The organism is Clostridium rhizosphaerae, assembly GCF_016765585.1.
In the GTDB taxonomy this organism is placed as follows: Bacteria; Bacillota; Clostridia; order Clostridiales; family Clostridiaceae; genus Clostridium_AT; species Clostridium_AT rhizosphaerae.
In genome coordinates this window covers 381,996-406,892 of sequence record NZ_JAESWC010000002.1, presented here as the reverse complement: position 1 = coordinate 406,892, position 24,897 = coordinate 381,996, and the positions used below count along the sequence as shown (strand labels likewise).

Sequence of the window (24,897 nt, the reverse complement as noted above, 5' to 3'; positions counted from 1 at the left end):
GTGCTTTTTCATTTTTTATAATTATTTTCAAAGAATGGTTAAGAAGGCTATACTAAAATTATGATAAGGTTTTTAATAATTAAATTTATATGATATAATGATGTTCAAGGGGTGATGAAATGGTAAGATATAAACCAGAAAGAGGATATGGATTTTATCATATTTTAGGTACTATGATTTTGTATAACATTATAATAATTATAGCCTTAATATTTGTTCAGTCTTATGTGCTTATAAGCCTTTTAAAAGTTTCCCTTTTTGTTTTTAATATTTATGAATTATATTATATACTTTTAATAGGGACATTAAAATATGATGTTGATGATGAATTTATATATATTAACAGTATTGTAAAAAGAAGAAAAATTGTTTTTGGAGATATAGAAGGCTATAAGATTAATAGAGGCAATATTAATGGAATAAAATTATCAGGTTTCGGTACCAATTATTTTGCTATTGGAAAATCGGTTATAAAAAAAATTGGTACAACTAGTATGTATGTTACATCAAATAAAAATATTTTTTACCTAAAATCAGGAGATTTCAACTATGCTGTTTCACCAACGGAGTATTTAAAGTTTGAAGAATTGTTAAAAAACAAAAATATTAATATTATAGATTGGGAACATAAATACGCTAAGGATAATAATCTTCATAAGGACAAATCCTTTATGATACCTTTTATAATTGTAACTTTAATTGTTACAGTTCTAACTTTAAACCCATTTATGTTATATTTAATGAACAAACTTCCTCTTAAAATGCCATTAAATTTTGATTCGTCTTTTCTACCAGTAGAATATGGAACAGGAAAGCAGTTTGCATTTAATCAGATGGTATATGGTGTTTTAAATATGGCTATACAATTTTGCATGTATTACGCATCTCATTTTTATGCAAAATATGATAAGAAATCATCAAAAAAGTTTATTTATGCATCTTTAGTAATCGCAGCAGCATTTTTAATAATACAGATAAGAATCATTGTTACCTTCAGATAAATAGACAATTTTAAGTATAATTTTGGGAGGCAAAATGGAACTAAGTTTTAGACTAAAAAGTATAGCTTCGATAATTGAAAAGTGTGATGCTATAGCTGACATCGGTACAGACCATGCATATCTTCCTATCCATTTGGTAAAGAAAGGCGTCTGCAAATATGCAATAGCTTCGGATATTAATAAAGGTCCTGTTGAAAAAGCATTAAAAAATATTGTTATCGAAAATTTGGAGGATAAGATCGAATGCCGTCTAGGGGGAGGGTTTTCTACAATTGCACCTCTAGAAGTACAATCCGCAGTAATAGCTGGAATGGGCGGAAACTTAATAAGAGATATAGTTGAAGAAGGAATGGATGTATTTAAGGAACTGAATTATTGCGTTTTTCAACCAGTACAAAATCCTGACATATTAAGAGAGTACATTTACAGCAAAGGGTTCACAATCTTAGATGAAGAGTTGTGCATCGATGAAGGTAAGTTTTATGAAATTATAAAAGTTAAGTATAGTAGAAGTAAGTTAGCTGTTTCGCCTATCTACTATGAAATTGGAAAGAAATTGATTGATAAGAAACATCCTTTAGTAAATAAATATATTAATTTTAAACTCGAAAAATATTATAAGATATATAATAGTATTTTAGATAGTACTGATAATGCTAAAATAAGAAAAGTTGAAGTTATGGATAAAATTAAACAACTAAAGGAGCTGCTTATAAATGAGTCTTAAAGTACTTGATGTGAAAAGTATCATGGACGAAATTTCTCCGGAACATTTTAAAGAAAGCTATGATAATGTAGGTTTGATGGTTGGAAACTTACAAGACGAAGTTTCCTCAATACTTGTCGCATTAGATTGTACTTTAGAGGTAATAGATGAGGCAGTATTAAAAAATTGCAACTTGATAATTACACATCATCCACTGCTATTTAATAAGCCGCAGAGCATTACCACAGAAACTCTGTTAGGAAGAAAAATAATAAAACTTATAAAAAATAATATTAATGTTTATGCTGCACATACTAATCTTGACATTGTCAGAGGAGGATTAAATGATATTGTAGCTGAACTTTTAGGGTATACAAGTTGGACAATAATTGATGATTCTTATCAAAGTGATAGTACATCTAATCAAGGTATTGGAAGATTAGTTAGCCTTGAGAAACCATATACACTACTAGAACTTTGTGAAATAATTAAAAACAAACTAGGTATTCCGTATATTAAGTTTTCAGGCAACGAGGATATGACAATAAGAAAATTAGCTATAATTAACGGAAGTGGTGAGGATTATTTTAAGTCTTCATTTAATGCTGGTGCTGATTGTATTCTCACGGGAGATACAACATATCATTATGTAAGTGATTATAGTGAGATGGGTATAGGTATTATAGATGCAGGTCACTTCGAAACGGAATGGCCTCCAATGAAGTGTTTTGCTGGAATGTTAAAAGATAAATTAAATAAATTGGGTTATTCTAATCCAATAATTTTGTCAGAAAGATGCAAATCACCTTATAAATTTACTTAATTTTTACATTATATAATTTGAAGTGCCATATATGGTATAAAAATTAATTGCTTTATAAAAGTAATTGTGATAATATAATAATCGTTGAGTAACCCAGATGGTCGCTGCTTGATTCTAATTTGATTTAGAAGTCAAGGAGAGGAAAGTCCGAGCTCCACAGGGCAGAGTGCTGGGTAACCCCCAGTGGAGGCGACTCTAAGGAAAGTGCAACAGAGATATACCGCCGAAGCAATATTTTATTGCTTCGGTAAGGGTGGAAAGGCGAGGTAAGAGCTCACCAGCGCAATGGCGACTTTGCGGCTATGTAAACCCCACTTGGAGCAAGACCGAATAGGAAGGCATCATCTTTTAAAGATGAAGGAGCTGCCCGCTCCGCCTTCGGGTGTGTCGCTTGAGTCTATTGGTAATAATAGGCCTAGATAGATGACCGTCTAATACAGAACTCGGCTTATAGGATTACTCAGCCATAATATGAAAGACATCAGGTTTAAGCTTGATGTCTTTCTTTTTAAAATATTTCTAGGAGGCTAAAGTCCCAAATGGACTTTAACGGGCAACTTATGAGCGAAGCGAATGTTTTAAGTTGCCCAGTACCCGAAGGGAAACGAGCACTCTAAACTACCCAGTGTTTCGACTGAAAGGAGAAAATTATGGAACAAAATTTAAATGAAGAGATAATAGATAAATTAACCAAAGTTTGTTTATGCAAAGCTATTTCAAGAGCAACTATGAAAAGGGCTATTAAAAATGGCGCTAAAACAGTAAAAGAGGTGCAGGCAGCGACTGGTGCAGGCTCAGGAGCCTGCTGCGGAAGAAGATGTACCCCTAAAATAGAAAAGCTTATTGAAGACTTTGCTGAATAAAATTTGTATATGTTTGTATAATTAATCAATATTTGGACATAATACCACGTAGGGAGTGATATTATGTTACAAAGAAAGAATATATTAATTGCATCAGGAATTATAGCATTTTTATCTATAGCTTTTATAGTAAGCTTTACCTGGGGTGTTAAAAGATTTACTAATGCTCAGGAAAAGTATATTAAGGATAGTAATTTATCAGAAAATAGTAGTGATAAATATACATCCTCAAATGTTAACTCTGAAGATGCAATAAAGTCAAATACAAAGGTTACGCTTAAAATAGAGTATACTAAAAGTGGAAGTATAGTTACTAAAGATGTAAATGCATCAGAATATATAGGTAAAACTAAAAGTGATTTAGAAAAAGATGGTTATACGGTTGAGGCAATGACTTCATCTTCTGTAACTCTATATAAAAAGATTGAAAGCTACGCCCCAAATAAATATGTGTTAGGAGTTCAGGGTGAATGCTTTGTAATTTACAGAACAGATGCTAATGGCAATCTATACATAGAAGATGAAAATAGAGATATATCAAATGTAAAAGTACCAACACAAGGAGAGTATAATCTTTTAGTAAAAGGGTCAAAGTATTTCGAATTTAATACAAGAGAAGAAGCAGAAGAAAAGCTTGGGGAATATAGTTCATAGTCCCAAGCTTTTTTATTGAATTAAATCTGATAAAATGATAAAGTAATATATGAATCAAAAGACAAACATAATAATTGCAAATTGTATTTGATACTATTGAACTACTTATAGGCTGAAGGGTGTGAGTAATTTGTACGAATATATAAATGGAATTTTTGCTGGGGTTAATAAAGATTATATTATAATTGAGAATAATGATATAGGTTATAAGGTTTATACTTCAGGAAATACTCTCGCAAACATGCCGGGAGTTAACGAAAAAGTAAAATTATTTTTACAGCAAATTGTGAGAGAAGATTTTATAGGAATTTATGGATTTTTGACAAGAGAAGAACTTAATATGTTTAATTTACTTTTAGGTATAACTGGCGTGGGTGCAAAAGCCTCACTATCATTGTTATCAATAAGTAATGTAAATAATTTAAAATATGCTATTTTAACGGGTGATGAAAAAACCTTAACGAGAGCTCCAGGAATAGGGAAAAAAACAGCTCAAAGAATTATATTGGAACTTAGAGATAAATTTAAAAATGATGAGTTTATTAAAGATGCAGGTGTCAATATATCCACTTCATCATTTAATAAAAATTTATCAGAAGCTCTAGAAGCTTTAATTGCATTAGGGTATTCAGAAAAAGAAGCTGAAAAGGCACTTGAAAAAGTTAATAAGCAGGAGCCAATTGAGACTATTATTAAAGATAGCTTAAAGTTTTTAATGAGCTAAAGGAGTACATATGGAAGATAGGATGTTAACTGCTTTAAATAAGGAAGAAGATAATGATATAGAATATAGCTTGAGACCGAAGAATTTGAGGGAGTATATTGGGCAGAATAAAGTTAAGGAAAAGCTTCATATATTTATAGAAGCTGCTAAAAAACGAAATGAAGCACTGGATCATGTACTGCTTTATGGGCCCCCAGGCCTTGGCAAAACCACTCTTGCAAATATAATTGCAAAGGAAATGAAAGGAAGTCTAAAAATCACTTCAGGTCCTGCAATAGAGAGAGCAGGTGATTTGGCTGCAATTCTAACTGGTCTTAGTGATTTTGATGTTTTGTTTATTGATGAAATACATAGATTAAATAGGAATGTAGAAGAAATACTCTATCCAGCTATGGAGGATTACGCATTAGATATTGTAATAGGAAAAGGTGCATCAGCTAAATCTATTAGAATAGATCTTCCTAAATTTACTTTAATAGGTGCTACAACGAGAGTTGGACTGTTAACTGCACCTCTTAGAGACAGATTTGGAGTGCTTTGTTCTATGGAGTTTTATGAGGACAAGGAGCTTAAAGAAATAATAACTAGATCTGCACAAATATTATCCGTACCAATATCAGAGGATGCATCTTTTGAAGTAGCTAGACGATCAAGAGGAACTCCGAGAATAGCAAACAGGCTATTGAAGCGAGTTAGAGATTATTCTGACGTTAAAGGAAATGGTACAATAGATTTTGATATTGCAAAAGCTGCCTTAGAGCTATTAGATGTTGATAGTGAAGGTTTTGATAGGATAGATAATAGAATTTTAGAAGCTATAGTAGATAATTTTAATGGAGGACCAGTAGGCCTTGAGACTCTGTCGTATTTTATAGGAGAAGAACTAGATACTATAGAAGATGTTTATGAGCCATATCTACTGCAGAAGGGGTTTATTATTAGAACTCCAAGGGGTAGAATGGCAACTGATAAAGCATATAAGCACTTAAAACGCAGTAAAGACACAAAGGATATAAATCAATTTTCATTTTTCAATAATAATAAAGTTTAAAGAATAGCAACAATTTTTGTATATATGCTTAATAACTACTAAAGAAGAGGGTGAAGATATGGAAGTTAAAGACTTTTACTTTGATTTGCCTGAGGAATTAATTGCTCAGCATCCGCTTAAAAATCGTGATGAATCAAAATTAATGGTTGTTGATAAAAATACTGGTAAAATAGAAAGTAAAATATTTAAAGATATTATAGACTATTTACATCCAGGAGATTGCTTGGTTTTGAACAATACTAGGGTTATGCCGGCAAGGCTTATAGGTAGTAAAGAGGGATCAGGTGGTAAGATGGAGTTTCTCCTTCTTAAGAGAATTGACAAGGATAGATGGGAAACACTTGTAAAGCCCGGAAAAAGAGCTCAAATTGGTTCGAGATTTACTTTTGGTAATGGAGAACTGAAAGCTGAAGTTATATCTTTAGGCGAGGAAGGAAATAGAGTTGTCAAGTTTGAATATGATGGAATTTTTGAAGAGGTATTAGATAGACTTGGACAAATGCCTTTGCCTCCTTATATAAAAGAAACCTTAGAAGATAAAGAGAGATATCAGACCGTTTATTCAAAAGAAGTCGGCTCTGCAGCTGCTCCTACTGCAGGTCTGCATTTTACAGAAGAACTTTTAAAAAATATTAAAGAAAAAGGTGTTAATATAGCTTTTGTTACTTTGCATGTTGGGCTTGGTACATTTAGACCTGTAAAAGCAGAAACGGTTGAGGAACATACAATGCATTCGGAGTATTATGTAATGTCAAAAGAAACAGCTGATACAATAAATAGTGCGAAAGCTAATGGAAAAAGAGTTATAGCGGTGGGTACTACCTCAAATAGGACTCTTGAGACTATAGCAGATGAAAGTGGAAGAGTAAAAGAACAATCGGGTTGGACAGATATATTTATATTTCCTGGCTATAAATTCAAAATTGTTGATGCTCTTATAACTAATTTTCATCTTCCTGAATCAACTTTAATTATGCTTGTAAGTGCTTTTTCTAGTAGAGATATTATAATGAATGCTTATAATACTGCAGTAAAAGATAATTATCGTTTTTTTAGTTTTGGAGATGCTATGTTTATAAAATAGTTTTAAATAAAGGATGTGGCAATTTGTATAAGTTACTTAAGAAAAGTGGAAAAGTAAGAAGAGGACAATTCAAAACTCCTCATGGAGTTATAGAGACACCGGTTTTTATGAATGTCGGTACACTGGCAGCTATAAAAGGTGCAGTATCTTCTGTCGATTTAAAAGAAATAGGATGTCAGGTAGAATTATCAAATACATATCATTTACATCTTAGGCCTGGAGACAAAGTGATAAGGGAACTAGGCGGGCTTCATAAGTTTATGAATTGGGATAGACCTATACTTACTGATTCAGGTGGATTTCAGGTGTTTTCATTATCAGGTATTAGAAAGATTAAAGAAGAAGGAGTATACTTTAATTCACATATAGATGGAAGAAAGATATTTATGGGACCAGAGGAAAGCATGCAGATTCAAAGCAATCTAGCATCTACTATTGCTATGGCCTTTGATGAGTGTATCCCTAATCCTTCACCAAAAGAATATGTAGTTCAGTCTGTTGAGCGAACAACAAGATGGCTTAAAAGATGTAAAGATGAGATGGATAGGCTGAATTCGCTAGAAGGTACTATAAATCCTAAGCAAATGTTGTTCGGAATAAATCAAGGCGGGGTTTATGAAGATATAAGAATTGAGCATGCAAAGACTATATCAAAGATGAACCTTGACGGATATGCCATAGGAGGTTTAGCTGTTGGGGAAACTCATGAGGAAATGTACAGAATTATAGATGCGGTTGTTCCATATCTTCCTGAGGATAAGCCTATTTATCTTATGGGTGTGGGAACTCCTGCAAACATACTTGAGGCTGTTTCAAGAGGAGTAGACTTTTTTGACTGTGTTTTACCAGCCAGAAATGGAAGACACGGACATGTGTTTACTAAGAATGGTAAGATTAATATAATGAATGCACAATTTGAGTTGGATTCTAAGCCTATAGATGAGGGATGTCAATGTCCTACCTGTCAAAACTATACAAGAGCTTATATTAGACATCTTTTTAAGGCTAAGGAAATGCTTGCAATGAGGTTGTGCGTACTTCATAATTTGTATTTTTATAATAAGCTTATGAAAGACATAAGAACAGCAATAGATGGAGATTACTTCGAAGAATTTAAGAACGAAAAATTACACGATTGGAATGAAAAATAATATACTAAGTGGTATAATTATTATACTTTAAACAGAAAGGAGGAATAAGCATGAATTTAGTAGGTTTATTACCATTTGTATTAATGATAGCTCTTTTTTATCTTTTTATATTTTTACCAGAAAGTAAAAGAAAAAAGAAATACTCTTCTATGCTTAATAGCTTAAAAGTTAATGATGAAATTATGACTAGAGGAGGAATAATGGGAAAAATCATAAATATTCAGGATACATATGTAGTATTTGAAACAGGTCCAGATAGAGCGAGGATTAAGTTGGATAAAAACGGTATATCCAATATACTTAACAGCAGTGCAAATGATATAAAAGAAGCTAAAGAAATAAAAGATAAATAATAAAATTATCATAAAACATCTATTTTCTACATAAATAAGTAGTAGAAAGTAGATGTTTTTATTTAAATAATTTTATGGGGGTGCCAAGCATTGGAGGGAATCGGAAAAAAATATGTATACATAGGAAAAGGGGTACTAAGAGGATGTGTCTTAACAATAATAATAGCCTTTATCTTAGCTCTTATACAAACTTTTAGCAGCATAGGAGAAAGCGCGCTTTCAGTATGTATATTAATAACATCAATGATAAGCATAATATATGGATGCGTTTATGCTACAAAAAAGATTAATAGCAAAGGCTGGCTCGTAGGGCTTTTAGTATCAGTACTTTATATGATTATAGTGTACATAGCAGCGGTTATAGGCGGAAAAGATGTACTAGCTATAAAAGATCTTTGGAGAGTACTCTTAGCACTAATTACAGGAACGCTGTCAGGAATGTTAGGAATTAATCTATAAAATACTTTATTTTAGGGGTAACATATGCTATAATTTTGTTGGAATGTTTTAGGAATGGAGGAATAAGGATGAAACATATTACAACAATAAACAAAACAAATATTAAAGATAGCTTGAAGAAACCAGGATGTAAGGAATGCGCTAATTCTTGCCAATCAGCATGCAAAACTTCCTGCACAGTAGCTAATCTAGCTTGTGAAAATTAATATAAAACATAAGCAGTAACATTAAGTTACTGCTTTAACTTTATAATGAGAACATTACATTTATTTTACAATGATGGGGAGGAAACGTTAAATTGGCATTAGTACACAAATTTAGACAAGGTGATAGTTACTATGTTATTGATGTAAATACAGGAGTAATACATGAAATAGATGAACTAGTTTTTGACATTTTGGATGATGACAGCTTAAAAGCTAAGGGAGAACTTATTGAAAGTCTTAAACACAAATATTCTGTAGAGGATATAAATGAGGCTTATGATGAAATTGTAGAGTTAATTAATCAAGAAATGCTATACAGCAAAGATTTGTATGAAGATATAGCTTTAAATGATAATTCAAAATCCTTTATAAAAGCTTTATGCTTAAATGTTGCTCATGACTGTAATTTGAAGTGCAAATACTGCTTTGCTGATGAAGGAGAATATAAGGGCTGCAGAAAGCTCATAACATTAGAGGTTGGTAAAAAAGCTATTGATTTTGTTATAGAAAAGTCAGGACCTAGAAAAAATATAGAAATAGATCTTTTTGGAGGAGAACCTTTAATTGTATTTGACACAATTAAAGAGATAATTGCTTATGCCAGACAGCAAGAAAAAATATACAATAAGGTAATAAGATTTACTATGACTACAAATGCTACCCTGCTAAACGATGAAATTATGGAATTTATTGATAAGGAAATGGGTAACATAGTATTAAGTATTGATGGAAGAAAAGAAGTAAATGATAAGGTTCGTGTAAGAGCAGATGGAAGTGGAAGCTATGACAAAATTCTTCCTAAGATAAAACAGATGGTAGATAAAAGGGATAAATCCAAACAGTATTATGTAAGAGGTACATTTACAAGAGAAAATACAGATTTTTATGAAGATGTAAAGCATTTTGCTGACTTAGGTTTTAAGGAAGTTTCTGTTGAGCCGGTAGTTCTGCCGCAAGAACATGAACTATCACTAAGAAAAGAAGACCTACCAACAATATTTGAACAGTATGACAAGCTATATGAATTTCTTTTGAAGAAAAATGCGGAGGATAATGAGTTTAGATTTTATCATTTTAATATAGATTTAAAGGGAGGACCTTGCGTATATAAAAGAATTTCAGGCTGCGGTGCTGGACATGAATATGTAGCAATAACACCAAATGGAGATGTATATCCATGTCATCAATTTGTTGGTAACGAAGCTTTTAAAATGGGAACAATATTTGAAAACTCACTTGATATGAATATTTCTGATAACTTTAAGAAAGCTCATATATATAACAAACCAAAATGCAAGGATTGCTGGGCAAGATTCTACTGCAGTGGTGGATGCCAAGCTAATAATTATAATTTCAATGGCGATATACACGTACCATATGATTTAGGGTGTGACATGCAAAAGAAGAGAATTGAATGTGCAATTGCATTAAAATCAAAAATAATGGAAAAATAAGAACATAATTACCTAAAGTTGACTATTTTTTGTAAAGGTTATATAATTAACACTATGAAAATATACGAAGGGGGATAATGATGAAAACTAAAGGAAAAAGTAAAAGTGCGATTTTTTTCGTAGCTGCTTTATTAGTAATTTTCTTTCTAGCTTATAGCGGAGCCAAAGGTATTGTAATTGGCGATTATAGGTTTAAGCCATTTTCTGAAACTATCAATAGAGGATTAGATCTTCAGGGCGGAATTTCTGTGCTTATGGAAAGTGATCAAACTGTTAAAAAAGAAGATTTAGATAGAACTATTGAACTGCTATCATTAAGAGTTAATAAATTAGGTGTAAGTGAAACTTCTATTTCACAAGAGGGAAGTAAAAGAATAAGAATTGATATACCAGGGAAATTTGACACTAAAGAAGTTATTGATACAGTAGGTAAGACAGGAAACTTAAAATTCGTAGGTCCGGATAAAAGTGAAATTTTAACTGGTAAAGACGATGTTAAAGATGCTACAGCTTATATAGATCAGCAGGGAAAACCAACTGTTGGATTGGAGCTTAATGCTTCAGGTACTAAAAAATTTGCTGATGCAACTCAAAAGTTTATTGGTCAGCCAATAGCAATATATATGGACGAGGATATAATAAGCAATCCTACAGTTCAGGCAGTAATAACTGATGGTAAAGCTGTTATCACAGGAAGCAAAGATTTGCAGGAAGCAAAGAAGACTGCAGGAATTATAAAATCAGGAGCTCTTCCGGTAACTTTAAAGACTGCATCAGTTAACGTTGTAGGGCCAACTCTAGGAGCAAATGCCCTTCCTCAAAGTATTTTAGCAGGAGAAGTAGGTATAGGAATAGTATTTATATTCATGCTTTTATACTACAGAGTGCCAGGATTAATTGCAAATATAGCATTAGTGCTCTATATAGTGCTTCTTCTTGGATTATTCTCAGCAATAGGCGCAACTTTAACTTTATCAGGTATTGCTGGATTCCTTCTTACTGTTGGTATGGCGGTAGATGCAAACGTACTTATAATTGAAAGAACAAAAGAAGAATTAAAATCTGGTAAGACTCCAAAGTCTGCAATTGAAGCTGGTTTTCATAGAGCCATGTCCTCAATATTGGATTCAAATATAACTACAATCATTTCTGGTGTGGTTTTATACGGACTAGGTTCAGGCTCTGTTAAAGGATTTGCTTTAACTCTTATTATCGGTGTACTTTTAAGTATGTTCACCGCTATTACCGTAACAAGATATTTAACGAGACTCGCAGTAAATATGGGCTTGTTAAATAAGAAATGGACTATAGGAACATTTGGAGTTCACGATATTAGAAGGGGGTAAAGCAAATGCTTAAAATTATAGAAAAAACTTGGCTTTGGTTTGGCTTGTCAATAGCTGTAATACTAGCTGGAGTTGTAGGCCTTGCAGTTAATGGTCTTGATTATGGAATTGATTTTAAAGGCGGAACCATTGTAAGAATTGATATGAAAAAAGATTTCAATAAATCTGATGTTGATGCAATAATTAAAAAATATGATACTGATGCGTTAACTAATAAATCAGTACCTCAAGGCAAGACAGCTCCAGAGCTTGAAATAAAGAGTAATACTTTAACTGGTGAAAATATTGCCAATTTATTTAAAGAAATAAAAGATAAATATGAACTTAAAGACAGTGATTTAATAAATCAAGATACGGTAGGTGCTTCTATAGGAAATGAATTGAAACAAAAGGCGATGCTTGCTTTAGCTCTTGCCACAATTGCAATGCTTATATATATAGGAATTAGATTTGAATTTAACTTTGGTGCAGCCGCAATTATAGCTTTGCTGCATGACGTTCTTATAACCTTAGGAGTTTATGCTTTATTTAAAGTTCCGGTAGATTCAGCATTTATAGCAGCAATGCTTACTGTAATTGGATATTCTATCAATGATACAATAGTTGTTTTTGATAGAATTAGAGAAAATCAAAAATACATGAGAAGAAACAATATAACTGAGCTTGCAAATGCAAGTATAACGCAAACTATGACAAGATCAGTTAATACTGTTTTAACTGTTATGATTACAATTACTGCAGTTTATATATTTGTTCCTTCAGTTAGAAATTTTGCATTCCCACTTATAATTGGAATTGCTTCAGGGTGTTATTCTTCAATATTCATAGCAAGTCCAATATGGGTTATGCTAAAAAAGAGAACTAAAAGAGTAAGAGCTGGAAGTGCTGCTTAAATTTTTTAAAGCTCCGGATTATTATTTCCGGAGCTTTATTTTTTAAAAAGATTAAAATTAAACTTGAATATTTGTAAAGAATTAATGTATAATGTTAAGGTGCTGTTGGAATAATAATTCTTATTGGATGGCATTATTTCAGCTTAGTAGAAGTAAAATAGTAAGTATATTTTTATTAATTGTTCGTATATTTAAATGTACATAGATTTTTAAGGGGGAAATATAAGTGAATTTGAAGGACAAAATTAGAGTAATTGAAAATTTTCCAAAGGAAGGAATAAGTTTTAAGGACGTTACAACACTTCTTCAGGATAAAGAAGCTTTAAAATATACAGTTGATGCTATAGCTAACAGCTTAAAAGATAAAAACATAGATATAGTTATAGGTCCAGAAGCTAGAGGCTTTTTATTTGGTGCTCCTGTAGCTTATGCTTTGGGCGCTGGCTTTGTACCAGTTAGAAAAAAAGGTAAACTTCCTTATGATACAATTGGTGTAAGTTATGACCTTGAGTATGGAAGCGATGAATTAGAAATTCATAAAGATGCTATTAAACCAGGCCAAAGAGTTGCTATTGTTGATGATTTATTAGCTACTGGCGGAACTATAGGTTCTGTAGCTAAGTTAGTTGAACAAGTAGGTGGAGAATTAGTTTCAATTGATTTTGTAATTGAACTTACTGGACTTAATGGTAGAGATAAATTAAAGGGTTACAACATAAAATCTTTAGTTCAATATGAATTCTAATGATTTGAGTATCAAGTATTTTATCATATGTTTTTGATAATAATTTTAAATTGCAAAATTCTACACAATATTATATAATAAGAATATTAAGAACGGCTGGTTTAATTAACCAGCCTTTGATTTTAGGAGTGTAGCCAAAATGCTAAGTAGGTTAATGGATAAAATAGATAAGAATTGTAATAATGTGAATAAAGAATTTATCACAAAAGCTTATAATTTAGCCTTTGACGCCCATAAAGATCAAAGACGTGAATCAGGTGAGCCCTATATAATACATCCTTTAGAAGTTGCAAGCATTTTGGCAGAAATGGGTTTGGACACAAATACAATAGCAGCTGGTCTGCTGCATGATGTTATTGAAGATACGCCTTATAATTATGAAGACTTAGCAAGGGAATTTAATTTAGAAGTTGCTGATTTAGTGGATGGAGTTACTAAATTAGATAAGATAAAATTCAAGACTAAGGAAGAACAGCAGGCTGATAATGTCAGAAAAATGCTTTTGGCAATGGCAAAGGATGTACGAGTTATTTTAATAAAGCTTGCAGACAGGCTTCATAATATGAGGACACTTAAGTACAGGCCTGTTGAAAAGCAAAAGCAAACTGCCAAAGAAACCTTTGACATTTATGCTCCATTAGCTCATAGGCTGGGAATATCAAAGATAAAATGGGAATTGGAAGATTTGGCTTTTAGGTATACTAATCCGAATGAATACTATGACTTAGTACAAAAAATTTCTGAAAAAAGAGTTGAAAGAGAAGCCTATATAGCTGAAACAACCAATGATTTAAAGGATAATTTACTAAAAGCTTCTATAGTGTCTGATATTGAAGGAAGACCTAAACATTTCTACAGTATATATAGAAAAATGGTTAGTAAAAATAAAACTTTGGATCAGATCTTTGATCTTACTGCCTTTAGAATTTTAGTAGGCAGTGTTAAAGATTGTTATGCTGCATTAGGTATTGTTCATACTATGTATAAGCCGATACCTGGAAGATTTAAAGATTATATTGCTATGCCAAAGCCAAATATGTACCAGTCACTACATTCTACTGTTATAGGAAAGCAAGGCAAACCCTTTGAAATACAGATTAGAACTTTTGAAATGCATAAAACTGCTGAGTATGGAATAGCGGCTCATTGGAAGTATAAAGAATCTGTTAGCAGTTCAAATACTGGATTGGACTCAAAGCTATCTTGGCTTAGAGATATGCTTGAGTGGCAGAGAGATACTTCAGATGCGGAAGAATTTATGGAGAGTTTTAAAATCGATTTGTTCTCAGATGAGGTTTTTGTTTTTTCTCCTAAAGGTGCTGTAATTAATTTGCCCAGTGAATCTACACCTATAGACTTTGCATACAGAATACATACAGATGTAGGAAACAGGTGTATTGGAGCTAAGGTGAACGGACGTATGGTACCTCTTGATTACAAATTAAAAACAGGAGAAATAGTAGAGGTATTAACTTCTACTATAGCTAAAGGACCAAGTATAGATTGGCTTAATATAACAAAAAGTAATCAGGCTAAAAGCAAAATAAGAGCATGGTTTAAGAGAGCAAAAAGAGATGAAAATATTGTAAAAGGCAGAGACATTCTCGAAAAAGAAACTAAAAGACAAGGTTGTAATTTTGGAGAGATTGCAAAAGGTGATGGAGTAGACCTATTAATAAAAAGATATAATTTAAATAATCTGGAAGATATTTTTGTAGCTGTTGCTGTGGGAGATATTATGGCTTCTACAGTTGTTTCAAAACTAAAAGATGCTTATTTAAAAAACAATAAGCAGGAATTGCAGAATAATAAAATTGTAGATGAACAGATAAATAAGAGTACTTCTAAAAGCTCAAATACAGGTAAATTGTCCAGTCACAGTGTTGTTGTAAAAGGAATAAGCAATATTTTAGTAAGATTTGCAAAGTGCTGTAATCCAGTACCTGGAGATGATATTATTGGATATGTAACAAAAGGCAGAGGTGTTTCAATCCATAGAAAAGACTGTAAAAATGTATCTTTATTATTTAATGATGATGATCATAAAATTGTAGAGGTAAATTGGGGTCAGGCTAAGGGTGCAGATTATATAACTGAAATACAGATTAAGGCTGATGATAGAGAAGGACTTCTTTCCGAAGTAATGGAATTAGTTATTGAAACAAAAACTTATTTGTGTGCTGTAAATGCGAAAGCTATCAGCAATAATATGGCGGTTATTAACATAAAACTAAAAATATCAGATATTGACCATTTAAAAGATTTAATGAAAAAAATAAAAAAGTTACCTGGAGTAATTGAAATTTATAGAACCAAATCATAATGGGAGTGGTATTAAGTGAGAGCTGTAGTGCAGAGGGTAAAATCTTCGAAAGTAATAGTTGAAAATAATATTACAGGCAGTATACAGCAAGGGCTTAATGTGCTGCTTGGGATTGAGAAAAATGACACAATTGAAGATATTGACTATTTGAAAGATAAAATTCTTAATTTAAGAATTTTTGAGGATGAAAACGGTAAAATGAATAAATCTCTTTTAGAAGTAAATGGGGAACTTCTCGTGGTTTCCCAATTTACTTTGTATGGTGATTGCAGAAAAGGACGCAGACCTAATTTTATGGAGGCTCTTTCTGGAAAAGAAGCAGAGGTTTTGTATAATGAATTTGTTAATAAGTGCCTCCAAATTTTAGGCAAAGTTGAAACAGGAATTTTTGGCGCTGATATGAAGGTATTTATCGAAAATGACGGACCTGTTACACTTTTATTAGATAGTAAAAAAATCTTCTAGTAGGAGGGATTATTATGATTATTAAAAGAATTCCAGCTGGAGTTTATGCTGCCAATTGTTATATATTAATTGATGAAAGTACAAAAGAATGTGCAGTAATTGATCCGGGCGGAGATGCTGAAGATTTAATCAGTTTTATTGATAGTATGGATGCTAAAGTGAAATTCATTTTATTGACGCATGGTCATGCAGATCATACTGGTGCTGTTGGTGAATTAATAGAAAAATATAGAGTTTCAGCTTATATTCATAGCATGGATAAAAAATTTATAGAAGATGGAGAATTCATGTTTGGACCTTTAAAATATAAAGGTGCAGTTGTAGAGCTTAATTCAGATATGGATAAAGACAAAGTTTTTAAGTTAGGGGATCGTCAAATTAGTTGTATAGAAACACCGGGACATACACTTGGCGGTGTATGTTTTTTGATAGAAAACAATTTGTTTACTGGTGATACTTTATTCTTGCGTTCTATAGGAAGAACGGACTTAAGAGGAGGAAATTTCGATACATTGATAGACAGTATAAAAAATAAGCTTCTGCTATTAGACGATAACATAATTGTGTATCCAGGACATGGACCTCAAACGAGTATAAGATACGAAAGAGAGAATAACCCTTTTATATAAATAATAAAGGTATTAGTTAATAAGGGTGTGATTATAATAAAAGTTTATTTAAACAAACAAGAATATAGATATGATGTATTTCAAATTATTAATCTATTTTACAATTTAGAAGAAATTATTTTTACAGATAATAATGCAGATATGGATATTCTTATCAATGACAATAATATTGTAATAAAGTATATGGATAAGAGCTACGAATTCATTAAGGAAGAAAACTTTAAATTAAAGGAAGCTGTAAAGCTTGCAGTTTATAATTTTCTAAGCAGCTTAACTGGCATTGAATTTCCATGGGGAACTTTAATCGGAATAAGACCTAGCAAGATAGCTTTAAATCTTATCAATAAGGGAAAGACTGATAGTGAAATAATAGATTACTATAGTAGACAGTTTAAAGCAAATACTTCTAAAGCACAGTTATGTATTGATATTGCTAAGTTAGAAAAAGAATTTGTTAATCTTGATACTAATACAGTAAGTATATACATAGGTATGCCATTTTGTCCTACAAGATGTCTTTACTGTTCCTTTGCATCAAATCCTATAGGAAGCTGCGCTGACATAGTTGAACCATACTTAGCTGCTCTTTCAAAGGAGATAGAGAGTGCTGCCAAGTTTATTGAAGATAAAGGGCTAAATATAGAATGTGTATACTTCGGTGGAGGAACGCCCACTGCCGTAAACGACCAGCAATTTGAGACAATAATGAATATAATTTATAAAAATTTAATTTCGGGAAGAAATATTAAAGAGTTTACAGTAGAGTGCGGTAGACCAGACAGTATCACTGAAAATAAACTTCGTACCATGAAAAAAAATAAGGTTCATAGAATAAGTATCAATCCACAAACTATGAATGATGAAACCTTAAAAAAGATAGGAAGACATCATACTTCTGCAGATGTAGTTAATAAGTTCAATATGGCTCGTAGTTTAGGCTTTGATAATATAAATATGGATATTATCGTTGGATTAGAAGGTGAAAAGTTGAGTCATATAGACAACACTTGTAATGCATTATACGAATTAAATCCAGACAGCATTACAGTTCACGGGCTTTCTATAAAAAGAGCTTCTAAGCTTCATGAAAACATATTGCGGAATAGAGCTTTAGAACAGATAAATCAATCAGAAATAAATAAAATGTATGATAGAACTGCTGAGTTAGCTCACAGTCTGAAAATGAAGCCTTATTATATGTACAGACAGAAAAATATGTTTGGAAATATGGAGAATGTGGGATATGCAAAATCTTCAAAAGAAGGTATATATAACATTGAAATGATTGAAGAGCAGCAAACTATTATAGCTCTTGGTGCAGATGCTGTATCAAAAGTCGTATTTCCAAAGGAAAATAGAATAGAAAGAGATGGAAATGTTAAGGATGTAAGAGAATACATAAATAGAATAGATGAAATGATAAGCAAAAAAAATAACTTATTAAGTGAGTTGTATAAATAAACAAGTTATTTAATATCAACATACATAAAAAATTATATATGCTAAAAAAGCAACACAAGGAGGAGTTAAAATGGGTGAAGCACTTTTAGGTCTTAAAAGAACCATAATGTGTGGCGAACTTAGAGAGTCAAATATTGATAATAATGTTACAGTAATGGGATGGGTGCAGAGAAAGAGAAACCTTGGAGGATTAATTTTTGTTGATTTAAGAGACAGAACTGGAATTTTGCAGGTAGTCTTTGGAGAAGAAATCGATAAAGAAGCATTTTTAAAGGCAGACACAATAAGATCAGAGTATTGTATAGCAGTAACTGGTAAGATTGTAAGAAGAGAATCACCAAATAATAATATTCCAACTGGTTTAGTTGAATTGAAAGGTAACAATGTTAAAATATTATCTGAATCTGAAACTACACCAATTTACATAAAGGAAAATTTAGATGCTTCAGAAAATATAAGAATGAAATATAGGTACTTAGATTTAAGAAGACCAGATATGCAGAAAATATTTATGATAAGGCATAAAACTGCAAAAGTAATAAGGGATTATTTTGATGAAAATAGTTTCTTAGAATTAGAGACACCTATACTTACAAAAAGTACACCTGAAGGAGCTAGAGATTATCTTGTTCCAAGCAGAAATTATCCAGGAATGTTTTACGCGCTTCCACAATCCCCACAATTATTTAAGCAGCTTTTAATGGTATCAGGTTTTGATAGATATTTCCAAATAGTAAAGTGTTTTAGAGATGAGGATTTAAGAGCAAACAGACAACCGGAGTTTACACAAGTGGATATTGAAATGAGCTTTGTTGAGCAGGATGATGTTATTTCAATAAACGAAGGATTGATAAAAAAAGTATTTAAGGATGTTTTAGACGTAGATGTAGAAACTCCTATTAAGAGAATGCCTTATAAAGAAGCTATGGAAAAATACGGGTCAGATAAACCTGATTTAAGATTTGGTATGGAAATTACAAATATTACTGATGTTGTTTTAAACAGTGAATTTAAAGTGTTTAAAGATGCAGTTGAAAATGGTGGAAGCATTAGAGCAATAAAAGTTGATAATTGTGCAAATATGGGAAGAAAAGACTTAGATAGGCTTGGCGAATTTGTAAAAACATATAAAGCTAAAGGTTTAGCATGGATTGCTTATAAAGAAGACGGTATAAAGTCACCTATATCTAAATTTTTGAAAGAAGAAGAAATGCAGCAGATCATATCTAGGATGGATGCTAAGGTTGGAGATTTAATTTTAATTCTTTCAGATTCAAATAAAGTTGTTTTGCAGGCTTTAGGAGCATTAAGACTTGAACTTGCAAAGAAACTTGAGATTTTAAAGGATAATAACGAGTTTAATTTTGTATGGGTTACTGAGTTCCCATTAGTATCATATAATGAGGAAGAAAATAGATATCAAGCAGAACACCATCCATTTACAGCACCTATGGATGAAGACATAGAATATTTAGATACTGATCCTTCAAGAGTTAGAGCAAAAGCTTATGATATAGTACTAAATGGTGAAGAACTAGGAGGAGGAAGTATAAGAATACATGACTCTTCATTACAGGAAAAGATGTTTAATGTACTCGGCTTTACAAAAGAAAAGGCTTGGGAGAGATTTGGATTTTTACTTGAAGCCTTTAAGTTTGGACCACCACCTCACGGCGGTTTAGCTTTTGGATTTGATAGATTAATAATGTTCTTAACTGGAACTGACAATATAAAAGATGTAATAGCATTTCCTAAAAATCAAAATGCTTTTGACCCTATGACAGAAGCACCAAATATAGTTGATATTAATCAGCTAAAAGAACTTGGTTTGAAAGTTGATGTAAAAGATATTTAATTATATTTAAAAATCTGTGCTCGATAAGGGCACAGATATATTTTTATTTTATCCTATAAAGGAGTATAAAAAATGAATTCTAAGAAAGATATTCAAAACCGATTGAAAAGGATCGAAGGACAAGTAAAAGGTGTGCAAAAAATGATTGAGTCAGATTCAAATTGCAAAGAAGTTCTAATTCAAATTGCTGCAATAAGATCTGCCTTAAATAAGGTTGGAGGAATTGTTCTAGAAAACTACGCAAAAAATTGTATTACTGATGAAGAAAGTAACTGCTTCCCTAAAGATAAAGTTGATGAAATAATGGATGCTTTACTCATGTTTATAAAATAAAATCTCTAGCGGCTGCTAGAGATTCTTTTTTTACTATTAAATACTAGTATTAATTTAGTAATGGAAGAGGCTAATAATATTCCGGCGGCAATGGCACCAGCACTAGATAAAGCATCAAGACCAGTACTTAAAAACTTATTTATATTCCCTTGAATGGATTCAAGCATAGTGTAGTACATTGCTCCCCCTGGGACAAGCGGTATAATTGAACAAATTGAAAATATTGTAACTGGCGCTTTTAGGATGCGTGCAAAAACTTCTGAGTATAAACCTGCAGCTACCGAAGCTGTAAATAAAGCTATTAAATTGGAACTCGAAATTTCAAGAGAAAAAAGATAAAGAAACCAAGTTATAAAACCTCCAATAGAAGCAAAGATAAGATTTTTACCTTTTATGTTAAATATTACACCAAAACCTAAGGTGGCAAATAAAGCGTAAATAGATTTTATTATCATCTTATTATACCTCCAAAATAGTTTACCCAAAGTTTTAATATGATACCTGATCCAACAGCTATAGCAACAGCAATTAAAAATGCTTCTAAAGCTCTTGATATTCCAGATACAAGATCACCTGCAATGGTATCTCGAATTGCGTTAGTTATAGCTAAACCAGGTACTAAAAGCATTATAGAACCTATAATAATTTTATCTACGTTGTTTGCAAGATTTAACTCTACTGCAATTAAGGCAATCAAGGCCGCTATAGCCCCACCTAAAACATTAATAAAAAACTCGTTGATATTAATTCTGCTAAGTTTTATGGATATATATTTTATAATCATTCCGATAAAGAAGGATATAATAAAATCATAAATGTTACCTCCAAAAAGTAGAGTGAAAAAACCTGCAGAAATTGAAGAAAAAAATAATGTGGTTTTTAAGCCATACCTGGAAAGATTATTGATTTTATTAAGCTCATCCTTTACAATATCAATTGATAAATTTTTTTGTTTTATACTTCGCGATAAGTCATTAACATAAGAAATTTTTTCTAAGTTGACAGTTCTGGATTTAATTCTTTTTATTAAGGAAATTGTATTGCCTGTAGTATCTACTGCTGAAATCATAATTCCAGTTGGAGTAACGTAACTTTCAGCATCCTTAAGTCCATATGCATCACAAATTCTTATTATTGTTTCTTCTACTCTATAGGTCTCACCACCATTTTCAAGAATTATCTTACCTGCATAGGCAGCTAGATGTATTACTTTATTGTTATGCATAATTATCACATCCTAATAAGATTTTATAATAAACAATGCAAAGTTCTAATAAATTAACAATGTCCCAAAAATCCTTGAAGATTGGATATTTTATGACCTCGTTAATGTAAGAACTTTATAGCATTATATAAGTTCAAATATAACAATATTTTATTATAGCATATAAATATAGGTAGTGAACATATCTGAATATTTTGTAAATAAGCACTTCTAAATGCAATATTGCTTGATAAATGTGGTAAGGAGACTTATAATCTTATATAGTTACATATTTATATAGAAATCTAGTTTTATATTCATAATATTTATAAAGGGGTGTTACACTAATGGAGTTTAATGACATTAAAAATACTGATTCTGAAATTTTTTCAATAATGCAAAGAGAGAATCAAAGGCAAGAAAATAATATCGAGCTTATAGCATCAGAGAACTTTGTAAGCAAGTCAGTTATGGAAGCTATGGGTTCACAGCTTACAAATAAGTATGCCGAAGGATATCCGGGAAAAAGATATTATGGCGGATGTGAGATTGTTGACGAGATTGAAAATTTAGCAAGGGAAAGAATGAAAAAGCTGTTTAATGCAGAACATGCTAATGTTCAGCCGCATGCAGGATCGCAAGCGAATATGGCAGTTTATTTTGCTTTTTTAAAACCTGGTGATACAATTTTAGGAATGAATTTAAGCCATGGAGGTCATCTTACACATGGGAGCCCTGTTAATTTTTCAGGTAAACTCTTTAACTTTGTTTCTTATGGAGTAAATAAAAACACAGAACAAATAGACTATGAAGAGGTTAGGAAGCTAGCCAACTTACATAAACCTAAAATGATAGTTGCAGGTGCAAGTGCATACCCAAGAATAATTGACTTTAAGAAGTTTAGAGAAATTGCCGATGAAGTTAATGCGCTGCTTATGGTAGATATGGCTCATATTGCTGGATTGGTAGCTGCTGGTGTACATCCTTCACCTGTGCCTTATGCTGATTTTGTGACAACTACTACACATAAGACTTTAAGAGGTCCAAGAGGAGGAGCAATACTCTGTAAGGAAAAGTATGCCAAAGAAATTGATAAGTCCATATTTCCTGGTATGCAGGGCGGACCTTTAATGCATGTAATTGCTGCAAAAGCAGTGTGTTTTAAAGAGGCTGAAGAGGAAGGATTTAATAAATATATAGAACAGGTTGTTAAAAATGCTGCAGTACTTGGTGATGAGTTAGTTCGCTACGGTTTTAGGCTTGTTTCAGGAGGAACAGATAACCATTTACTCTTAGTGGATTTAACCAATAAAGGCATAACAGGCAAAGATGCTGAAAAATTATTAGATGAGTCAAGAATAACCGTTAATAAGAATACTATTCCATTTGAGACTCTAAGTCCTTTTGTAACAAGTGGTATTAGAATCGGAACAGCTGCAGTTACTACCAGGGGATTTAAAGAGCAAGAGATGAAGGAAATTGCTTATTTAATAAACAAAGTAATTGAAAGCAGAGGCTCTGAGAAGAATGAAGTTACTCAGAAGGTTCATGAAATTTGCAGTAAATTTCCTATATATTAACTTTTAAATTAGGAGTAAATATATGAGCAAAGTTGAGAACATCTTATTAAGTTTACTGGAAAACTTAGATGTTGGAGTACAAATAGTAGATAATAGAGGAAGAACTATTTACTATAATGATGCTATGAGTAAAGTTGAAGGCTTAAGATCTGAAGAAGTAATAGGGAAAAAAGTAGTTGAATACTTAAAAGGCGTAGAAGAGGAATCTTCTACGCTTATGAATGCTTTAAAGAATAAAGAAAAATATGTTGATGTTATTCAGCATTACAGCAGTCATTATGGAAAGGAAGTAACTACTATTAATACAACTATACCCGTTTTATATAACAGTGATATAGTCGCGGCTATAGAAATTTCTAAGGATATGACACAGCTTAAGGAGTTAAGCGAAAAAATATGCAGATTAGAGAAAAAAAATATAAACAGTAAAAACAGCTATACTTTCAAAGATATAATTGGAAAAAGTTTAGCTCTTAAAGATTCTGTGAACAAGGCAATGAGAGCAAGTTTATCAAATTCTTCAGTTCTTGTTTATGGCGAAACTGGCTGCGGAAAAGAATTATTTGCACAAAGTATACATTATAATGGAATAAGGAAGGACATGCCGTTTGTAGCTGTAAACTGTGCAGCTATACCAAGCAGCCTTTTAGAGGCAATGTTATTTGGCACAGTTACGGGCAGTTTCACAGGAGCAGAAAATAAGAGAGGACTTTTTGAAGAGGCTAATGGTGGAACCATACTGCTTGATGAAATAAATTCTATGGATACAACTCTTCAGTCCAAGCTGCTTCGGGTTCTTCAGGAATGTTATATTAGACCTTTAGGAAGCAATAAAACTATAGACACAAATGTTAGAATTATTGCAACATTAAATGAAGAACCAGAAAAACTAATTAAGGAAGGAAAGCTTAGAAAGGATTTTTATTACCGAATTAGTGTGATTAGAATAGATGTGCCACCCTTGAGGAAAAGAAAAGAAGATATTGATGTTCTGGTAAAGCATTTTATCAACCATTATAATAAAATGCTGGGTAAGTATGTAAGTGATATAGATGAGGAAGTTCGCAGCATGTTTATGAATTATGAATGGCCAGGCAATATTAGAGAACTTAAAAATACTATTGAATATGCTATGAATATGATAGACAATAATTTATACATATCAAAGGAATATGTTGAGAATAGAATTTTTAAAATTGAATCTGCTGCATTGGAAGTAACGAATGATGCTTTTGATCTTCGTGGATTATCTTTAGAGGAATACAAAGATAATATTGAAAAGAAAATTATTTTAAATGCTTTAAAAAGATATAATTGCAATATATCAAAGGCCGCTGCATATTTAAAAATATCTAGACAGAATTTGCAGTATAAGATAAAAAAATATGAACTGCTTTAAAATCGGCATATTGGTGCAAAAAAGTTTGCACTAATAATTTGATAGTCATATAAGCGATGCTTGATATAAGAGCTATAATTTGGTTTGTGCAAAAAAGTTTGCACCTTATTTTTATAACTAAAACAGTTATCAAAA

General features: G+C 31.8%; 26 protein-coding genes and 1 other RNA gene. 25 read left to right on the top strand and 2 right to left on the bottom strand.

Annotated elements, in window-relative coordinates:
- The first annotated feature begins 119 nt into the window (after positions 1–119).
- The 23 genes from JK636_RS05210 to JK636_RS05100 all read left to right on the top strand — a co-directional run bounded on the left by JK636_RS05210 (position 120) and on the right by JK636_RS05100 (position 20,579).
- Positions 120–1,001, top strand: a complete 882-nt coding sequence (locus tag JK636_RS05210) for a PH domain-containing protein (RefSeq protein ID WP_202747766.1) — start codon at positions 120–122, stop codon at positions 999–1,001.
- 34 nt (positions 1,002–1,035) lie between these two features.
- Positions 1,036–1,728 carry a tRNA (adenine(22)-N(1))-methyltransferase gene (locus JK636_RS05205; protein ID WP_202747765.1) on the top strand — a complete coding sequence of 231 codons (693 nt, stop codon included), beginning with the start codon at positions 1,036–1,038 and terminating at the stop codon, positions 1,726–1,728.
- Positions 1,718–2,530, top strand: coding sequence for a Nif3-like dinuclear metal center hexameric protein (locus JK636_RS05200; protein WP_202747764.1), 813 nt, complete (start codon positions 1,718–1,720; stop codon positions 2,528–2,530). The genes JK636_RS05205 and JK636_RS05200 overlap by 11 nt, the downstream gene beginning before the upstream one ends.
- 85 nt (positions 2,531–2,615) lie before the next feature.
- An RNA gene (gene rnpB, locus JK636_RS05195) (RNase P RNA component class A) lies at positions 2,616–2,997 on the top strand.
- 183 nt (positions 2,998–3,180) lie between these two features.
- Positions 3,181–3,393 (top strand): (2Fe-2S)-binding protein, encoded by a 213-nt coding sequence (locus tag JK636_RS05190; RefSeq protein WP_202747763.1) that lies wholly within the window; start codon positions 3,181–3,183, stop codon positions 3,391–3,393.
- Positions 3,394–3,456: 63 nt separating this feature from the next.
- Positions 3,457–4,047, top strand: coding sequence for a hypothetical protein (locus JK636_RS05185; RefSeq protein WP_202747762.1), 591 nt, complete (start codon positions 3,457–3,459; stop codon positions 4,045–4,047).
- Positions 4,048–4,177: 130 nt separating this feature from the next.
- A complete protein-coding gene (ruvA, locus tag JK636_RS05180; RefSeq protein WP_202747761.1) occupies positions 4,178–4,771 on the top strand; it encodes a Holliday junction branch migration protein RuvA in 594 nt (197 codons plus the stop codon).
- 10 nt (positions 4,772–4,781) lie between these two features.
- Positions 4,782–5,822 (top strand): Holliday junction branch migration DNA helicase RuvB, encoded by a 1,041-nt coding sequence (gene ruvB / locus JK636_RS05175; protein WP_202747760.1) that lies wholly within the window; start codon positions 4,782–4,784, stop codon positions 5,820–5,822.
- A 58-nt stretch (positions 5,823–5,880) separates the two neighbouring features.
- Entirely contained in the window at positions 5,881–6,906 is a 1,026-nt protein-coding gene (gene queA, locus JK636_RS05170) for a tRNA preQ1(34) S-adenosylmethionine ribosyltransferase-isomerase QueA (RefSeq protein ID WP_202747759.1), read from the top strand.
- Positions 6,907–6,929: 23 nt separating this feature from the next.
- Entirely contained in the window at positions 6,930–8,057 is a 1,128-nt protein-coding gene (gene tgt, locus JK636_RS05165; protein WP_202747758.1) for a tRNA guanosine(34) transglycosylase Tgt, read from the top strand.
- Positions 8,058–8,107: 50 nt separating this feature from the next.
- Positions 8,108–8,410, top strand: coding sequence for a preprotein translocase subunit YajC (yajC, locus tag JK636_RS05160; RefSeq protein ID WP_202747757.1), 303 nt, complete (start codon positions 8,108–8,110; stop codon positions 8,408–8,410).
- 90 nt (positions 8,411–8,500) lie between these two features.
- On the top strand, positions 8,501–8,869 hold the full coding sequence (locus JK636_RS05155) for a TIGR04086 family membrane protein (RefSeq protein WP_207751696.1): 369 nt from the start codon (positions 8,501–8,503) through the stop codon (positions 8,867–8,869).
- A gap of 68 nt (positions 8,870–8,937) precedes the next feature.
- Positions 8,938–9,075 (top strand): six-cysteine ranthipeptide SCIFF, encoded by a 138-nt coding sequence (gene scfA, locus JK636_RS05150; RefSeq protein ID WP_021657213.1) that lies wholly within the window; start codon positions 8,938–8,940, stop codon positions 9,073–9,075.
- A gap of 92 nt (positions 9,076–9,167) precedes the next feature.
- Positions 9,168–10,529 (top strand): thioether cross-link-forming SCIFF peptide maturase, encoded by a 1,362-nt coding sequence (scfB, locus tag JK636_RS05145; protein WP_202747756.1) that lies wholly within the window; start codon positions 9,168–9,170, stop codon positions 10,527–10,529.
- 80 nt (positions 10,530–10,609) lie between these two features.
- A complete protein-coding gene (gene secD, locus JK636_RS05140) occupies positions 10,610–11,875 on the top strand; it encodes a protein translocase subunit SecD (protein WP_202747755.1) in 1,266 nt (421 codons plus the stop codon).
- A 5-nt stretch (positions 11,876–11,880) separates the two neighbouring features.
- Positions 11,881–12,768 carry a protein translocase subunit SecF gene (secF, locus tag JK636_RS05135; RefSeq protein WP_202747754.1) on the top strand — a complete coding sequence of 296 codons (888 nt, stop codon included), beginning with the start codon at positions 11,881–11,883 and terminating at the stop codon, positions 12,766–12,768.
- Positions 12,769–12,994: 226 nt separating this feature from the next.
- Positions 12,995–13,513: an adenine phosphoribosyltransferase gene (locus tag JK636_RS05130; RefSeq protein ID WP_202747753.1), complete on the top strand. Its 519-nt coding sequence runs from the start codon at positions 12,995–12,997 to the stop codon at positions 13,511–13,513.
- 139 nt (positions 13,514–13,652) lie between these two features.
- Complete coding sequence (locus JK636_RS05125) at positions 13,653–15,836, top strand: RelA/SpoT family protein (protein ID WP_202747752.1); 2,184 nt, start codon at positions 13,653–13,655, stop codon at positions 15,834–15,836.
- A 15-nt stretch (positions 15,837–15,851) separates the two neighbouring features.
- Positions 15,852–16,301 carry a D-aminoacyl-tRNA deacylase gene (dtd, locus tag JK636_RS05120; RefSeq protein ID WP_202747751.1) on the top strand — a complete coding sequence of 150 codons (450 nt, stop codon included), beginning with the start codon at positions 15,852–15,854 and terminating at the stop codon, positions 16,299–16,301.
- A gap of 14 nt (positions 16,302–16,315) precedes the next feature.
- Positions 16,316–16,930, top strand: coding sequence for an MBL fold metallo-hydrolase (locus JK636_RS05115; RefSeq protein WP_202747750.1), 615 nt, complete (start codon positions 16,316–16,318; stop codon positions 16,928–16,930).
- Between the two features lie 30 nt (positions 16,931–16,960).
- On the top strand, positions 16,961–18,391 hold the full coding sequence (locus tag JK636_RS05110) for a coproporphyrinogen III oxidase (RefSeq protein WP_202748741.1): 1,431 nt from the start codon (positions 16,961–16,963) through the stop codon (positions 18,389–18,391).
- A gap of 70 nt (positions 18,392–18,461) precedes the next feature.
- A complete protein-coding gene (aspS, locus tag JK636_RS05105; protein ID WP_202747749.1) occupies positions 18,462–20,246 on the top strand; it encodes an aspartate--tRNA ligase in 1,785 nt (594 codons plus the stop codon).
- 72 nt (positions 20,247–20,318) lie between these two features.
- On the top strand, positions 20,319–20,579 hold the full coding sequence (locus JK636_RS05100) for a metal-sensitive transcriptional regulator (RefSeq protein ID WP_202747748.1): 261 nt from the start codon (positions 20,319–20,321) through the stop codon (positions 20,577–20,579).
- 5 nt (positions 20,580–20,584) lie between these two features.
- Here the strand turns inward: JK636_RS05100 and JK636_RS05095 are convergent, their stop codons facing one another.
- Together JK636_RS05095 and JK636_RS05090 are read right to left on the bottom strand one after the other, a co-directional pair.
- Complete coding sequence (locus tag JK636_RS05095) at positions 20,585–21,034, bottom strand: threonine/serine exporter family protein (RefSeq protein WP_202747747.1); 450 nt, start codon at positions 21,032–21,034, stop codon at positions 20,585–20,587.
- Positions 21,031–21,804, bottom strand: coding sequence for a threonine/serine exporter family protein (locus tag JK636_RS05090; RefSeq protein ID WP_202747746.1), 774 nt, complete (start codon positions 21,802–21,804; stop codon positions 21,031–21,033). Before JK636_RS05090 ends, JK636_RS05095 begins: the two co-directional genes overlap by 4 nt.
- 326 nt (positions 21,805–22,130) lie before the next feature.
- Here JK636_RS05090 and JK636_RS05085 point away from each other — a divergent pair, with 326 nt between their 5' ends.
- Together JK636_RS05085 and JK636_RS05080 are read left to right on the top strand one after the other, a co-directional pair.
- Positions 22,131–23,363 carry a serine hydroxymethyltransferase gene (locus JK636_RS05085; protein ID WP_202747745.1) on the top strand — a complete coding sequence of 411 codons (1,233 nt, stop codon included), beginning with the start codon at positions 22,131–22,133 and terminating at the stop codon, positions 23,361–23,363.
- A 22-nt stretch (positions 23,364–23,385) separates the two neighbouring features.
- Complete coding sequence (locus JK636_RS05080) at positions 23,386–24,762, top strand: sigma-54 interaction domain-containing protein (RefSeq protein ID WP_202747744.1); 1,377 nt, start codon at positions 23,386–23,388, stop codon at positions 24,760–24,762.
- Positions 24,763–24,897 lie beyond the last annotated feature (135 nt).

Excerpts from the sequence above, each read along its gene's own strand:
- JK636_RS05115 (WP_202747750.1), top strand. The coding sequence starts at position 16,316 with ATGATTATTAAAAGAATTCCAGCTGGAGTTTATGCTGCCAATTGTTAT.
- JK636_RS05100 (WP_202747748.1), top strand. The coding sequence starts at position 20,319 with ATGAATTCTAAGAAAGATATTCAAAACCGATTGAAAAGGATCGAAGGA.
- JK636_RS05080 (WP_202747744.1), top strand. The coding sequence starts at position 23,386 with ATGAGCAAAGTTGAGAACATCTTATTAAGTTTACTGGAAAACTTAGAT.
- secF (WP_202747754.1), top strand. The coding sequence starts at position 11,881 with ATGCTTAAAATTATAGAAAAAACTTGGCTTTGGTTTGGCTTGTCAATA.
- ruvB (WP_202747760.1), top strand. The coding sequence starts at position 4,782 with ATGGAAGATAGGATGTTAACTGCTTTAAATAAGGAAGAAGATAATGAT.
- yajC (WP_202747757.1), top strand. The coding sequence starts at position 8,108 with ATGAATTTAGTAGGTTTATTACCATTTGTATTAATGATAGCTCTTTTT.
- JK636_RS05085 (WP_202747745.1), top strand. The coding sequence starts at position 22,131 with ATGGAGTTTAATGACATTAAAAATACTGATTCTGAAATTTTTTCAATA.
- JK636_RS05185 (WP_202747762.1), top strand. The coding sequence starts at position 3,457 with ATGTTACAAAGAAAGAATATATTAATTGCATCAGGAATTATAGCATTT.
- JK636_RS05095 (WP_202747747.1), bottom strand. The coding sequence starts at position 21,034 with ATGATAATAAAATCTATTTACGCTTTATTTGCCACCTTAGGTTTTGGT.
- JK636_RS05090 (WP_202747746.1), bottom strand. The coding sequence starts at position 21,804 with ATGCATAACAATAAAGTAATACATCTAGCTGCCTATGCAGGTAAGATA.
- JK636_RS05200 (WP_202747764.1), top strand. The coding sequence starts at position 1,718 with ATGAGTCTTAAAGTACTTGATGTGAAAAGTATCATGGACGAAATTTCT.
- scfA (WP_021657213.1), top strand. The coding sequence starts at position 8,938 with ATGAAACATATTACAACAATAAACAAAACAAATATTAAAGATAGCTTG.
- JK636_RS05125 (WP_202747752.1), top strand. The coding sequence starts at position 13,653 with ATGCTAAGTAGGTTAATGGATAAAATAGATAAGAATTGTAATAATGTG.
- secD (WP_202747755.1), top strand. The coding sequence starts at position 10,610 with ATGAAAACTAAAGGAAAAAGTAAAAGTGCGATTTTTTTCGTAGCTGCT.
- JK636_RS05190 (WP_202747763.1), top strand. The coding sequence starts at position 3,181 with ATGGAACAAAATTTAAATGAAGAGATAATAGATAAATTAACCAAAGTT.
- aspS (WP_202747749.1), top strand. The coding sequence starts at position 18,462 with ATGGGTGAAGCACTTTTAGGTCTTAAAAGAACCATAATGTGTGGCGAA.
- JK636_RS05210 (WP_202747766.1), top strand. The coding sequence starts at position 120 with ATGGTAAGATATAAACCAGAAAGAGGATATGGATTTTATCATATTTTA.
- queA (WP_202747759.1), top strand. The coding sequence starts at position 5,881 with ATGGAAGTTAAAGACTTTTACTTTGATTTGCCTGAGGAATTAATTGCT.
- JK636_RS05205 (WP_202747765.1), top strand. The coding sequence starts at position 1,036 with ATGGAACTAAGTTTTAGACTAAAAAGTATAGCTTCGATAATTGAAAAG.